Here is a 13,633-nt window from a genome sequence, read left to right as displayed (position 1 = left end):
AGCCTACTTCCGCCGTGACCGGCTCGTCGGACAGTGACGCGCGCGTCACTTGGTGATGTAGAGGGTGATCTTCTTCGACTTGGAGCCGAAGACCTGGGCGTTGCCCAGGTAGACGACCTGGAGCTTGTGCTTGCCCTTCTTGAGCTTGGGCAGCTTGATCGTCGCGGCGCCGTTCTTGTTCGGCGACAGCGTGATCTGCGCGATCTTCTTGCCCTTGTCGAGCACCTGCACGCCGCCGGTCGGACCGGAGAGGTTGGGCACGCTGACGGTGATGCCGAGCTTGGCGCGCTTCTTCCTCGAGACCCGGTCGGCCTGCAGGGCGCCGGTCACCGTGGACTTCATCCGCGCCACCGACACCGCGGCCGTGGTGGTCGCACCCTCACCGAAGCCCTGGGCCGAGGCGAAGACGGTCACGGACAGGTCCTTGCCCGCGTCGACGGCCTGGACCGTGTAGCCCGACCCGGTCGCGTCCGGGATCGGCGCGCCCTGGCGCAGCCACTGGTACCGGATCCGCGTGGCCCCGGGGGACCAGGCGCCGGCGGTGACCTGGAGCGAGCTCCCGACCGCGGCCGAGCCGGAGACGACCGGCTGGCCGACGTTCTGCAGCGCCCCGCCCGCGGTCACCGAGACGGCGTTGCTGGTGCTCGTGCCGTCGGTGTAGGACGGCTTGCGGCCGGTGACGCGGAGCGACACCACGCGCGTGTAGTCCTCGGTCGTGAGGGTGTACGTCGGACCGTTGGCGTTGCTGATCGCGTTGCCGTCGCGCAGCCACTGGTAGGTCATCTGCACGTCCGGCCGGCTCCAGGTCGGAGGGGTGCTGGTCAGCGTCTGGCCGACGGCGGACCCCAGCGGTGCCTGGATCTGCACCGGGGTCACCACGCGGACGGCGCCGTCGACCTCGAACCGTCGAGCGGGGCTGGATCCGATGCGGTTGCCGCGGGCGTCGTAGGCCGTGACGGTCCACGTGTAGGAGCCGGACGGCATCGACTGCACCGGCGTCCACGCCGTGGCGACCGTGCTGACGCCGCCGGGGTTGAACCCGACGCCACCGACAGGGTCGATGTCGAAGACGTAGCGCGAGGCCTGGGCGGACGAGCCGGCGGAGTACGGCGTCCAGGTGAACGCGGCGCCCGTCGGGTCGACGACCGCGCCGTCGGCCGGCGAGGCCAGCGAGATCGGGAGCGGGTCGACCCAGAACCGGCCGAAGTCGGACCAGCGACCGGGCTTGCCGCGGACGTCGGTGCGACGCACGCGCCAGCGGTAGGCCTCGGACGAGGGGTTGAGCGGCTCGGTCCAGGCAAAGGCCGCCTGGCGCACCGTCTCGGCGAACACACGGTTGGCGCCCGAGAGCGTGGTGTCGTCGTTCTTGTAGAGCTCGATGTCCCACGTGCCGTCGAAGGTCTCGGCCGACCACTGGAAGGTCACCGGCCCGGCGCTGACGTGGATGCCGAAGGTCGGCCGGGCCAGGGAGTCGACCGTCGGTCGCTCGACGGGCGCCGCCACGTTGGGGTCGAGGTTCGGGGCGGGCGTCGCCTTGACGATCTTGCGGGTCGCGGACCACGACAGCCGGTTGTCGCGGGCGTCGATCGCCTGCACGCGCCACCAGAGGTCACCCTCGGGATAGGTGTTCTCGAAGGCCGTGTAGGTCGCCTGGTCGACGAACCGGTCGTCGATGGCGTTCTGGTCGGTGATGGTCGCCGACTGGGCGACCTGGATCCGATAGCGCTTGCCCGACTGGTGGCTGGGCGTCGAGCCGCCGTAGGGGGACAGCGTGGCCTGGTTGGTGTCGTAGTAGTCCTGCCACGTGAAGGTGACCTCGTCGGCGAAGGACGCCCCGGCCGCGGGCTGGGTCAGGACGACCTCGGGGGACACCTTCCGGAACGCGTTGGTCCCGACGTCCTCGGAGCCGCTCGGGTCGGGGCCGCAGTTGAGGAAGGGCCTGATCCGCACGCAAGGCCGGACGAACCAGTAGTACGCCGGGCCTGACTCGTTGTCGTCGAACGCCGGGATGTTGTCGGAGAAGCTCGGGGTCCACCGGGAGTTCTGCGTCGACGTGCTCCGCGGGTCCATCAGGAGGTTGGTGAAGTCGGGGTCCTCCGAGAGGTAGACCATGTAGCCGCCGGCGCCGGGGATGGAGTCCCAGTCGAGCACGGGCGTCGAGGGGAGGCCCTGGCAGACGGTCTCCTCGTCGGGGACCTGGTCGACGAGCACGAGCCGGCGGTTGCAGGTGTTGCCGGCGTCGACGGCCTTGCCGTCGAGGGCCAGTCGCTGTCCGGTGACCTCGCCCTGGTCGGTGATCGTGAAGGTGCTCTTCGAGCCCTCCCCGAGGTAGAGGCCGGTGCTGGCGCTCCTGGCCTCCACCCACCAGTCGTAGCTCCCGGGCGAGAGGAAGAAGTCGTTCCAGTCGGTCACCGACGGGTAGGTGATGTTGGCCGAGAGCACCTCGGTCTCGTTGGTGCCGAAGACGTAGCCGGCCTGGCGCACCTTCAGGCGGTAGTAGATCGGGTTCTGCTCCGTCGAGGGCCACGCCTGCCACGACAGCGACGGGAACCGGGACGTGATCGTGTCGTGCGAGTTGGCGAGGGGTTCCAGGGGCTGTGCCCCGGCCTCGACAGGGCCCTCGGGCAGCACGAAGGAGCGGTTGGCGTAGACGGGTGCGGGTGAGTACTTGCCGTCGGCGTCCTTCGCCGACACCTTCCAGACGAAGGTGTCGGGCTGCTTGGCGGGGTCGGCCTGGTCGGAGTCGGACGGGAGGCGGTCCGTCGGCGTCCACGACAGCGCCGTGGTCTCGATGACGCGTTCCTCGCCCGTGGAGGCGTTGGTCACCGTGACCCGGTACCGCTCGGCGTCGACGCTCGGCTCCCACGCCATCGTCGGCACCGTGACGGTCGCACCGTCTGCCGGAGCGGTCAGCACCACCGCGCCGGAGTCGTAGACGAAGCGCCCGGTGGCCGACACGTTGCTCTCGATGCCGGGTTCACCGGTGTCCGGCGTGCCGAACGGGCCGGGGTTGTCATAGGCGAAGACCCGCCAGTAGACGAGGGACCCCTGCGACGGCATGCACGGGTCGCTACCCCGGTACCCGGGGGTGTACGTCGTGCTCGCGGTGTAGCACGTGTTGTACGAGCCCGGGGTGAAGTTGACGTCGCCGCCGACGTCGAGCCGGTAGCGCGTCGCGTGCTTGACCGGGCTCCACTGGAAGTACAGGTCGTCGTCCACGACCGGGGACGTGGCCACCGGCGGGTAGACGAGGGAGGGAGCCATCGGCCACCGGCGCTGGAAGACGTTCGGGTCCGTGGGCCACGGCGTGGGCTGGTCGGCCGCGTTGTAGGCGCGGACCTTCCAGAAGTAGTTGTTGTTGTCGTAGGTGGTCTGGGGCGAGTACCGCGTCGAGCTGACCGTGCGCTTCTCGACCTGGTTGTTGAAGTCGCGGTCGAGCGCGACCCAGATCTCGTACTGCTTGGCGCCCTTGACCGGGTCCCAGTCGAAGACGACGTCCTGGACCGTCCGGCTGCCGCGGACACCGGCGGCCGGGTCCGGCGCGCAGACCAGTCCGGTGGCGCAGGCGCTCGACGTGACGGGCGGCAGCTGGGCGACGTCGTAGCGGACCCACGCGGACCAGTCGCTCTGCAGGTCGAAGTCGAAGCGGGCGCGGACACGGACGAAGAAGTCCTCGGTGCCGGACCGCTCGCCGACGCCCTGGGGGTCGGACCAGACGTACGTCGTCGTGCGGATGTTGTCACGCAGCGTGCCGCCGACGCCGTCGCCCTCGGCGTCCATCTCGACCTGGTAGCTCGTGGCACCGGCGACCGGGGCCCAGGAGATGACCGGAGGAGCGACGGGCGGGAGCACGGTGCCGCCGGGAGCCGTCACGGCCACGTTCTGCGGTACGGCGGGGGGAGCGATGGTCACCTGCGAGGTGGCGAACGAGCTGCTGCCGGTCTGGTCGCTCGCCTGGACGCGCCAGTAGAGGGTGCCCGCCCGGAACGGCCGCGTCGGCGTGTAGCTGGTGCCCGAGGTCTCGTCGTTGAACAGCGTGTTCGCGAAGCTCGCGTCCTCCGAGCCCTGCACGCGGTAGCGGTCCGCGGTCGGGACCGCGCCCCACGACAGCGTGGGCACGGGTGAACCGGTGGCGCGGAGGTCCGCCGGGGTCGCCGCGGCGGCGCTGGCCGGCGGCGTCGTGACCGCCAGCGAGGCCCCGAGGGCCAGGGCAACGGCGAGGACGAGTCGCCCGATGAGTGAAGCTCGAGCAGGCACGGGCAAGGTCATGCGGATCCCCCAGAGTCGAAACGTGACACGGGCACGCTAGGGGCGGGTTCCGACCCATGGCTCACGAACGGACCCGCATAGTCCGAAATGACTAGCAACCCTGGCCGATCGGTCCTCGCTGCGCTCGGTGGCGCGACGGCGATACGGTGGCGCCATGATCACCGCCATCGTGTTCGTGAAGGCCGACGTCGCGCGCATCCCCGAGGTCGCCGAGGCGATCGCGGCGCTCGACGGGGTCAGCGAGGTCTACTCCGTCACCGGCCAGATCGACCTGATCGCGCTGGTGCGGGTGCGCGAGCACGAGGACGTGGCGTCCGTGGTCGCCGACCGGCTCAACAAGGTGCCCGGCGTCAACGAGACCGAGACCCACATCGCGTTCCGGACCTACTCGCGCCACGACCTCGAGTCGGCGTTCAGCATCGGGCTCGACTGAGGGGTCTCGTGACGGGCGCGGGGCGCCCTCCTCGACCAGCGGGGTACGGCGCGGGGCGCCCTCCTCGACCAGCGGGGCGGGTCAGCGCGCGGGTCGGTGGACCGGCGAGGGCAGCCGCTGCTCGTCGAACGGCGTGAGGGACAGGCGCGACTGGTTGACCGCGTCGTAGAGCGCGAGGTGGCGGGCGGCGCCCGCGACCGGGCACACCCAGTCGCCGTCGACGTCGACGAGCCGGATGCCGGGGGACTCCAGCCACCGCAGGACCTTCTCGGTCTCCTCGGCGCTGGCGGCCGGGACCGGGCCGGGTGCGGAGGCGACCGTCTCGGCGCTGGCCCGGAGCTCGCGGACGAACTGGTGGGCGTCGGCGCCGCGCGGGATCACCCCGGCCGCGGCCAGCCGCCCGAACCGCACCACGTGGACCGCCCAGTGCCCCGAGTCCTCCCGGCGCGCGGCCACCACCTCCGGGCAGCGGGTGAGGGCGGAGAGCCGCTGGGTGCGCGCGGCGGCGCGGACGAAGGTGGCGAGCCGGTCGCGGTGGACGCCCGCCTCCTCGAAGCGCTCGTGGTCGGCGAGCGCCTGCATCCGCTCGTTGATCACCTCGACGACCCGGTCGGGCCGGCGCAGGAGGGTGTCGCGCAGCTGGCGCACCAGGACGGCGTAGGTCGCGGAGTCGGCGCTGCCGTCGCAGGGCGACAGGCACCTCCCCATCTCGGCGAGCACGCACGGCGAGCCCGACGGCACCGCGGGCATCCGGCCGCTGCACTGGCGGACCGGGAACGTGTCGTGGAGCGCGGCCAGGCACTTCTCGGCCGTCTTGCGCGACGAGAACGGGCCGAGGTAGTCGGCGTCGTCGTCGAGGACGCGGCGCACCAGCGAGAGCCGTGGCCAGGCCTCGCGGGTGAGCTTGACGAAGTGCACCTTCTCCGGGAAGCGGGAGCGGCGGTTGTAGCGCGGCTTGTGCTCGGCGATCAGCCGCAGCTCGCGGACCTCGGCCTCGAGCGGCGTCGCGCACTCGATGCCGGTGACCGAGGCCGCCAGGCCGACCATCTCGCCCATCCGGCTCCGGGTCTCGGAGGCGGTGAAGTAGGTCCGGACGCGGGTGCGGAGGTCGCGCGAGGTGCCGATGTAGAGCACCCGGGAGCGCTCGTCGCGGAACAGGTAGACCCCGGGCGCGTGCGGGAGGCCCTCGGCGAGGTGGCGCTTGCGCCGCTGGGCGGTGGTGACGCGCGAGGAGAACGTCTGCAGCTCCTCGAGCGTGTGGACGCCCAGCCCGCCGAGGCGCTCCATCAGCCCGTGGAGGACGTCGACCGTCGCGCGGGCGTCGGACAGCGCGCGGTGGTTGGGGGTGGTGCTCGCGTTGAACACCTTCGCCAGCGAGGAGAGCTTGCAGTTGGGGGCGTCGTCGCGGGTGATGACCCGTCGGGCCAGCTTGGCCGTGTCGAGGACCTCGAAGCGGGGCCACGCGCGTCCCTGCTCCTTGGCGAAGTGCTGGAGGAAGCCGACGTCGAAGGGGGCGTTGTGGGCGACGAGCACGCAGCCGGCGGCGAACTCGAGGAACGCCGGCAGCGCCGACTCGATGGGGGGCGCGTCGCGGACCATCGAGTTCGTGATGCCGGTGAGCACGGCGATGAAGGCGGGGATCTCGGTGCGGGGGTCGACCAGCGTCTGGAACTCGCCGACCACCTCGCCGCCGCGGACCTTGACCGCGCCGATCTCGGTGATCATCGACCCCGCCGCGGCCGAGCCGCCGGTGGTCTCGAGGTCGACGACGCAGAACGTGACGTCGCGCAGCGGACGGCCGAGCTCGTCGAACGTGCGCTGCGCCTCCCAGCGCGAGCGCGGTCCTGCCGCTGTCCCGGTCGTGCTCATGGCGCCGACGGTAGACGTGGGATCCGACAGTGCCGGGGGTGACGCGCCCACTAGGCTTGCGGCGCCCGAGCGAGACGACGACCAGGAGACACCGTGACCGACCAGACCGCCGACCTGCGCGTGCCCGCCGAGGGTGAGCGGTGGCGCTGCGCCGGCTGCGGCAACCTGACCCGTTTCGACGTCACCCGCACCCGCCGCACCACCGAGTACTGGCACTTCGACCTCGCCGGCGACCACCGCGTCGAGGAGGAGGACGTCCGGTCCGAGGTCGTCGAGTCGGTCGCCTGCCGCTGGTGCGGTCGCAGCGACGCCATCGAGGTCGTCGACCGCGCCTCCGCCGACACCGCGCACGACCCGGCCGCGGACTGACGGTGCCCACGTGACCGAGGTGGACCAGCTGCCCGAGCGGCTCCGGGTCCGGGTCGTGGCGCTGGTGGCTGCCGTGCTGCCGTCGGTCACGCCCCTGCCCGCGACGCTGCGCAAGGTGGCCGGCTTCGCGCCCGCGCGCCGGGCGCGGCTGGGCGGCCAGCCGATCTGGGACGCCCTCGGCGACGACGACTTCCGGCAGCACGCGGCCGTGCAGGTCGCGGCCGTGCCGCCGCGCGACGACGACCGCCTCGACGCGGCCGCCCGGGCCTGGCTGGTCCGCGACGACGGCTGGCACGAGGTCGTGACCGCGGTGGTGGAGGACCTGGGCCGCGCCGAGGTGGACACCGGTGGGGGAGCCGCCGAGCTCGAGCGGCTGGAGGCCCGCGCCGCGGCGCTGCAGGCCGAGCTGGCCGCGACGCGCGAGGGCCACGCCGAGGCGCTCGAGGAGGCGCGCGCCGAGCACAAGGTGCTGCGCCAGCGCCCCGGCCGGGCGCGCGCCGACCTGCGGGCGGTCGAGGAGGAGCGCGACCACGCCGTCGCCGAGCGCGACCGGGCCGTCGCCGAGGCTGCGGCCGCGACCGCGCGGGCCGAGGCAGACGTCCGCCGGGCGCGGCAGCAGGCGGAGGAGGCCGAGCGCGCGCTGGCCGCGGCGCGCCGCGACGGACGTACGTCGCGCGACCAGGCGACCGTCCGCGCGCGCTACCTGCTCGACACGGTGCTCGAGGCGGCGACGGGCCTCCGGCGCGAGCTCGGCCTGCCCGCGGTCGAGGGTGCTCCCGGTGACGCCGTGGAAGCGGAGCTCTCCGGGGGCTCGGCTCCGGCCTCGAGCGCGCCGGCCACCGTCGACACCCTCGAGCAGACCCTGTCGCTGCCGCGGGCGCGGCTGCTCGTCGACGGCTACAACGTCAGCAAGCAGACCTGGGGCTCGGCCACCCTGGAGGCGCAGCGCAGCCGGCTGGTCACCGCCCTCGGCCCGCTGGTGGCGCGGACCGGCGCCGAGACCACCGTGGTGTTCGACGCCGCGGCGTCGACGGCGCGCACCGTCATGCCGGCGCCGCGCGGTGTGAAGGTGGCCTTCAGCCCCGAGGGCGTGATCGCCGACGACGTGATCCGCCAGCTCGTGGCCGCCGAGCCGCGGGGGCGGGTGGTCGTGGTGGTCACCAGCGACCGGGCGCTGGCCGCCGACGTGGCGCGCGAGGGGGCGCGGGTCGTCCCGTCGCCGGTGCTCGTGGGACTGCTGGGGTGAGCGGCACCCGGTCCCGGACGGCCGCGGCGCTGGTGTCCTGGCGCTGGACCGCGCTCGTCCTCGCGGCTGCGCTCGGCCTGCTCGCGTCGCTCGTCCGCGTCGGCGGGGACTGGGACTGGCTGGTGGCCGTGGGCGACCACGTACGACGCTCCGGCGCCGTCCCCGACGCGGTGCCCTTCGCCGCCGCCGACTCCTCCGGCTGGCACGACGTCCCGGTGCTCGCCCAGCTGGTCGCGTCGTGGTGGCACGACGCCGGGGCGACCACGGCCGTGCTCGTCCACCTCGTCCTCGTCACCGTCGCGCTGGTGGTGGCGGCGGGTGCCGCACGGTCCCGCGGCGCCTCGGACGCGGCGGTCGCGTGGGCGCTGGTCGCACTCGTGGTCGGGAGCCTGACCTCGCTCGGCCTGGTGCGCGCGCAGACGTTCTCCTTCGTCCCCTTCGCGGTCGTCCTCGCGATCCTCGTGCGCCAGCACGCCACGCCCGACCGCCGGATCTGGTGGGTCGTCCCCGTGGTCGCCGTGTGGGGCAACCTGCACGGCGCCGCGCTGCTCGGGACGTGCGTCGTGGGCGCCTACCTGCTGGTCGACCGGCTCCGGCTGCGGCCCGTGGAGACGGTGTGCGTGGGTGCCGCCACGCTGCTGGCCCTCTGCGCGACCCCGCAGGGCCGGCTCACGCCGGCGTACTACCTCGAGGTCTTCGACAACGTCTCGGCCCAGCGCGGTGAGGGGCTGTGGGCCCGTCCCTCGCCCACCAACCCCGTCGACCTGGTGATGCTGGTCGCCGCGCTGGCCCTCCTCGTCGTCGTGCTCCGCACCCGGCGCCCGGCGTGGGAGTACGTCGCGGTGGCCGGCCTGTGCCTGGCGACGGCGGACGCCGCGCGGCACGGCGTGTGGCTGCTGCTCCTGCTGACGGTCCTGGTCGCGCCCGACCGGTCACGGACCGGGCGTGGACCCGCCCCTGCACGGCAGGGGCAGGCCACCGGCGCGGTCGTCGCCGCGCTCGCCGCGGTGGTGGTCGCGCTGCCGGTCGCCGCGGTGCGCGGAGACGCGGTGCTCGGCGCGTCCCCCGACGACGTCGCCACGCTGGCCGCGATCGCCGGTGACCGCGTGGTGCTCGCACCGGCCCCGCTCTCCGAGGCGCTCGCCGTGGCCGGGGTCCGGCTGTGGGTCAGCAACCCGATCGACGCCTTCTCCCACGACGACCAGGCGGCCTACCTCGACTTCCTGGAGGGCCGCGACGGCGGACGCCGCGCGATCGCGTCGTCCGACCTGGTGGTGACCCGCGAGGGCACGGCACCCGACGACCTCGCCGCGTCCACCGACGGGCTCGGGGAGGTGGACTGCGCACCGGGCTGGTCCTGCTGGGTCCCCGAGGCGGCCGCGGGCTGAGCCGTCGGCTCGCGCAGGCGCGGCACGGCGGCGAGCATCGTGAAGGCGGCGGGCCCGGCGACGGGCGTGGCGAGGGCCATCGCCGCCGGCAGCGCCCAGCGGCGATCGGTGAGCGCGCCCCAGACCAGCACCGCGAGGGCGAGCGGCAACCGGACGACCAGGGGGCCGAAGGCCGCCGCCCCGACGATCCCGGTGCTCCGCTCGTGGCGGGTCAGGAAGTCGAGCCAGTCGGCCCACAGGGCGGGCGAGGCGACCACCGAGACCGCGACGACGACGAGCGTCGAGGCCACGGACCAGGCGAGGCTGCGCCACTCCCGGCGCAGGGCGTGCCACAGCGGGCCGAGGGCCGGCGTCACCTTGGTGAGGGCGACGAGGGCCCACGCGGCCGCGCCACCCGGCCGCGCGCCGGGACGGGCCGCCGCGACGACCACGAGCGCCATCAGCCAGAAGATGTTCCCGCTCAGGATCTCGGGCGTGCAGCAGAGCACGAGCGGCACGACGTAGCGCGGTCCGAGCGGCCAGAGCAGCCAGGTGAAGGCCGCGAGCGCGGCGAGCGCCCACCCGGTCGCGAACACCGGCCAGGGCAGCTGGGCGAGCGGCCACAGCACCTGCACAAACGCGGGGGAGTAGTTGAACGCGTCGCGCCCGCCGGGCGCGACGCCGTAGATGGACCCGTCCAGCGCACCCTGCGCGGCGCGCCAGTAGGCGTGCGAGTCGAAGCCGGGCCCGGTGTCGGCCATCACCAGCAGGGCGAACCACGTCAGCACCACCGCCCAGGCCCACGCGACGACGAGCGGCAGCAGCCTGCGGGGCGTCGACGTCGTCACCTGCCGCACCCTATGCACGCCGGGCCGCCGGCGCTGCCGGATCGGGCAGCCGGGCGCGCGACACGCCGCCGCGCGACACGCCGGGACCCGTTGTCGGTGGGCCCTGCCACCGTTGCGGACATGACGACACGGATCGATTGCGACACCTGCGTGGTGCGCGGACTGCACTGCCACGACTGCGTGGTGAGCGTGCTGCTCGGCCCACCGCCCGAGCTGACCGTCGACGACGACGAGATGGCCGCGCTCGCCGCGCTGGCCTCGGGCGGCCTGGTGCCGCCGCTGCGCCTGGTCGAGCCCGTGAGCGGGCCGGTCATCGAGTCGGCGTGAGGGACGGAGGTCCCGGAGTGCGGAGAAGATTGGCGAGGCATGGTGCAGCCGTCTAGGCTGTCGCCCGACGTCCGTGACAGTGGGTCACCCGGCTCGCGCGGGCGTCGCGCCGAGTCGTCGCACCACGCCCCCGCACCACTGTGGTCGACGAGCCGGGGAACCACACTTCCCCCTGGGGTGAATCCCCTGCGAGGCGTGTCGCGCGAGCGGCACGAGGAGCAGGGGTAGGACAGTCGTGCCGAACCCGTCAGCTCACCCGGTAGGCGTACGACACCCCGAGGAGTTCACCCGCTCGTGGCTCACCCCCGCAAGCGTGCTGGCGCGACCGCACTTGGTCTCTCCGCGATCGCTGCCATCGCCTTCGTGCCTGCGACGCCCGCCCAGGCCGACCCCGACATCAAGACCGTCAAGGCTCGCGTCGACCGCCTCTACCACGAGGCCGAGGCCGCGCAGGAGCGGCTCCACGACGCCCGTCTCGACCTCGCCGACCTGCGCCAGGACCTCGCCGGCCTGAAGGCCGACCAGGCCCGCCAGGACGAGCGCCTCGACGCCGTGCGGGACCAGGTCTCCGACGCCGTCGTGCGACAGCTCGAGGGCGAGGGCATCTCGACCGTCGGCCAGATCGTCGTCTCGGAGGACCCGGGCTCGTTCCTCGACACCCTCTCCACCATGTCGTCGTTCAACGACCTGCAGTCCTCGCTGCTGTCCGACTACGACACCGAGCTGCAGGCCTTGGAGATCCGCCAGGAGGCCACCGACGACCGCGCCGACGAGATCGCCGACCTCACCGAGGAGCTCAGCTCCGAGAAGGAGACCGTCGACGACAAGCTCGCCGAGGCCAAGGAGCTGCTCGCCGACCTCGAGGCCGAGGAGCGCGAGCGCCTGCTCGCCTCGCGCAGCGGCGTGAGCCGGATGCCGAGCGCGGTGCCCGCCTCGGGCCGCGCGGCCGCGGCGATCCAGTACGCGATGGCCCAGGTCGGTGACGCCTACGTCTACGGCGCCGCCGGCGAGAGCGCCTTCGACTGCAGCGGCCTGACGATGCGGGCCTGGGCCCAGGCCGGCGTCTCGCTGCCGCACTCGTCCTCGGCCCAGTACGGCTCCGGCCCGCACGTCGCCGCGAGCGACCTGCAGCCGGGCGACCTGGTCTTCTACTACAGCCCGATCAGCCACGTCGGCATGTACATCGGCAACGGCATGATCGTGCACGCCGCCAACCCCGGTGCGGGCGTCACGGTCTCGGGGCTCTACTCGATGCCGTACGTCGGCGCGGTCCGCCCTGGCTGACCCGCAGACCTCGAAGGCCGGCCACCCACGCGCGTGGGTGGCCGGCCTTTCGTCATGCGCGCTGCTGCTCGCCCTGGGCGCGGCAGGCGTGGCGGTCCTCGGTGACGACCGCCACGACGTGACGCCCGCGCGCGTGGAGCCCCGAGCGCCAGCCCGGCCGCCGCCACGCAGGCGCTGGCGGCCCTGTCGGGGGCGCTGGGGACCCGCGACCCCCGCGCGGTCGCCGCCCTCGCCCCCTCCGGGGACGACACGGCACGCACGGTCCTCACAGGCGTCGGGCGCAACGCCCGTGCCCTGGCCGTGGACCGGGTCGCCCTCCGCTACGTCGACCAGTCGGGCACCGTCGCGAGCGACGGGTCCTGGACGGCGGTGGCCGAGCTCGACTGGCGGCTGGGTCGCGACGACCCCGGGGTGTCGTCGGCGGAGGTGCTGGTCGGGCTGGTCCCCGACGGCGACCGTCTCGCGGTCACCGGCTTCCGGACGCCGACCGGGTCCGCTGGCGTACGGCTCCCGCTGTGGCTGCGCGGCGGCCTGTCCGTGGCGCGCGCCCCGGGCGTGCTGGTCCTCCTCGACGGCCCGCAGCGGCTGGCGGACGACGTGGCGCGCCGGGCCGTGGCGGGTGTCGGCGTGGTGCGCCGGGTGCTGCCGGCCTGGTCGGCACCCGTCGTGGTGGAGGTGCCGGCGAGCGCCGCGGACCTCGACGAGACCCTCGGCGCCGAGCCCGGGACGTACGCCGCGATCGCGGCGGTGACGACCGCCGCGGGCGACGGGACGGGCGCTGCGGCGCCGGTCCACGTCTTCGTCAACCCGGAGGTCACGGCGGGCCTGCGTCGTGCCGGCGCGCAGGTCGTGATGAGCCACGAGCTGGTCCACCTGGCCACCGACGCCACCCGCACGCCGATGGACACCTGGCTCCTCGAGGGCTTCGCCGACTACGTCGCGCTGCGCGACGTCCGGCTGCCCGACCGCACCACGCTCGGTCGCGCGATCGCCGCGGCGCGCGCCGACGGCGTGCCGGGGCGCCTGCCGGAGGCGGCGGACTTCGACACCCGCGCGGGCGACCTCCAGGCGCGCTACGAGCAGGCGTGGCTGGGCTGCCGCGTGGTGGCCGAGGCGCTGGGGGAGCAGGGGCTGGTCCGGCTCTACGAGGCCGCCGCCGCGGGTGAGCCGGTCGACGCGGCCCTGGCGCGCGCGGGCCTCCCGGTCGCCGAGCTCACCCGACGGTGGCGCTCCGGGCTGGCCGCCCTCGCCGGCTGACGACCCGGCACCGGACGCGGGCCCGGACGCCGGCCCCGGAAGCGACGAGGGCCGGCACCGTGGACGGTGCCGGCCCTCGCGGGACGGTCGATGGGACCGTGCTGGTCAGACCTTGCTGCCGGCGCTGTTGAAGAGGCTCTTCAGGTTGCCGCCGAGCAGGGTGACGGCGCCGATGATCACGATGGCGATGAGGGCGACCATCAGGCCGTACTCGACGGCCGTGGCGCCACGCTCGTCGCGCCTGGTGCGCGCGTCGTGGGCGATCTTGATCATCTGGAGGTGCAGGGCATCGAGCATGGGACGGATCCTTCCGAGGGAGGGTCGCGACGTGGGCGCGGGTCGGGTGGTGCGGCTGGCGCGGCGG

Annotated in this window: 10 protein-coding genes and 1 riboswitch; of the genes, 6 read left to right on the top strand and 4 right to left on the bottom strand. The window is 73.9% G+C overall.

Annotated elements, in window-relative coordinates:
• Nucleotides 1-45: 45 nt before the first annotated feature.
• Entirely contained in the window at nt 46-4,269 is a 4,224-nt protein-coding gene (locus tag LN652_RS05250) for an Ig-like domain repeat protein (protein WP_230443635.1), read from the bottom strand.
• Between the two features lie 154 nt (nt 4,270-4,423).
• Here LN652_RS05250 and LN652_RS05245 point away from each other — a divergent pair, with 154 nt between their 5' ends.
• Nucleotides 4,424-4,702, top strand: a complete 279-nt coding sequence (locus tag LN652_RS05245) for an Lrp/AsnC family transcriptional regulator (protein WP_230443634.1) — start codon at nt 4,424-4,426, stop codon at nt 4,700-4,702.
• Between the two features lie 81 nt (nt 4,703-4,783).
• On the opposite strand, the gene LN652_RS05240 is transcribed toward LN652_RS05245, so the two are convergent.
• Entirely contained in the window at nt 4,784-6,571 is a 1,788-nt protein-coding gene (locus LN652_RS05240) for a DEDD exonuclease domain-containing protein (protein WP_230443633.1), read from the bottom strand.
• A 93-nt stretch (nt 6,572-6,664) separates the two neighbouring features.
• Here LN652_RS05240 and LN652_RS05235 point away from each other — a divergent pair, with 93 nt between their 5' ends.
• The gene (locus LN652_RS05235) at nt 6,665-6,940 is read left to right on the top strand and encodes a hypothetical protein (RefSeq protein ID WP_230443632.1); all 276 of its coding nucleotides are present in this window, start codon (nt 6,665-6,667) and stop codon (nt 6,938-6,940) included.
• Between the two features lie 10 nt (nt 6,941-6,950).
• Complete coding sequence (locus tag LN652_RS05230) at nt 6,951-8,186, top strand: NYN domain-containing protein (protein WP_230443631.1); 1,236 nt, start codon at nt 6,951-6,953, stop codon at nt 8,184-8,186.
• Nucleotides 8,187-9,396: 1,210 nt separating this feature from the next.
• On the opposite strand, the gene LN652_RS05225 is transcribed toward LN652_RS05230, so the two are convergent.
• Complete coding sequence (locus LN652_RS05225) at nt 9,397-10,401, bottom strand: glycosyltransferase family 87 protein (protein ID WP_230443630.1); 1,005 nt, start codon at nt 10,399-10,401, stop codon at nt 9,397-9,399.
• Nucleotides 10,402-10,521: 120 nt separating this feature from the next.
• Between LN652_RS05225 and LN652_RS05220 the strand changes: the two genes are divergently transcribed.
• From LN652_RS05220 to LN652_RS05210, 3 genes are all read left to right on the top strand, one after another.
• Nucleotides 10,522-10,728, top strand: a complete 207-nt coding sequence (locus LN652_RS05220; protein WP_230443629.1) for a hypothetical protein — start codon at nt 10,522-10,524, stop codon at nt 10,726-10,728.
• 133 nt (nt 10,729-10,861) lie between these two features.
• A riboswitch (cyclic di-AMP (ydaO/yuaA leader) is annotated at nt 10,862-10,995 on the top strand.
• Nucleotides 10,996-11,091: 96 nt separating this feature from the next.
• Complete coding sequence (locus tag LN652_RS05215; RefSeq protein ID WP_230443628.1) at nt 11,092-12,012, top strand: C40 family peptidase; 921 nt, start codon at nt 11,092-11,094, stop codon at nt 12,010-12,012.
• 300 nt (nt 12,013-12,312) lie between these two features.
• Nucleotides 12,313-13,269 carry a hypothetical protein gene (locus tag LN652_RS05210; RefSeq protein ID WP_230443627.1) on the top strand — a complete coding sequence of 319 codons (957 nt, stop codon included), beginning with the start codon at nt 12,313-12,315 and terminating at the stop codon, nt 13,267-13,269.
• 105 nt (nt 13,270-13,374) lie between these two features.
• Here the strand turns inward: LN652_RS05210 and LN652_RS05205 are convergent, their stop codons facing one another.
• Entirely contained in the window at nt 13,375-13,566 is a 192-nt protein-coding gene (locus LN652_RS05205) for a Flp family type IVb pilin (protein ID WP_230443626.1), read from the bottom strand.
• Between the last annotated feature and the right edge of the window lie 67 nt (nt 13,567-13,633).

The sequence above is a fragment of the Nocardioides okcheonensis genome (genome assembly GCF_020991065.1).
GTDB lineage: Bacteria > Actinomycetota > Actinomycetes > Propionibacteriales > Nocardioidaceae > Nocardioides > Nocardioides okcheonensis.
Note: the sequence above shows the minus strand (reverse complement) of the source record. Positions and strands in the feature narration are given on the sequence as shown.

What these genes read in the sequence shown, in the direction of transcription:
- LN652_RS05250 (WP_230443635.1), bottom strand. Translation starts at nt 4,269, where the DNA reads ATGACCTTGCCCGTGCCTGCTCGAGCTTCACTCATCGGGCGACTCGTC.
- LN652_RS05205 (WP_230443626.1), bottom strand. Translation starts at nt 13,566, where the DNA reads ATGCTCGATGCCCTGCACCTCCAGATGATCAAGATCGCCCACGACGCG.
- LN652_RS05240 (WP_230443633.1), bottom strand. Translation starts at nt 6,571, where the DNA reads ATGAGCACGACCGGGACAGCGGCAGGACCGCGCTCGCGCTGGGAGGCG.
- LN652_RS05245 (WP_230443634.1), top strand. Translation starts at nt 4,424, where the DNA reads ATGATCACCGCCATCGTGTTCGTGAAGGCCGACGTCGCGCGCATCCCC.
- LN652_RS05220 (WP_230443629.1), top strand. Translation starts at nt 10,522, where the DNA reads ATGACGACACGGATCGATTGCGACACCTGCGTGGTGCGCGGACTGCAC.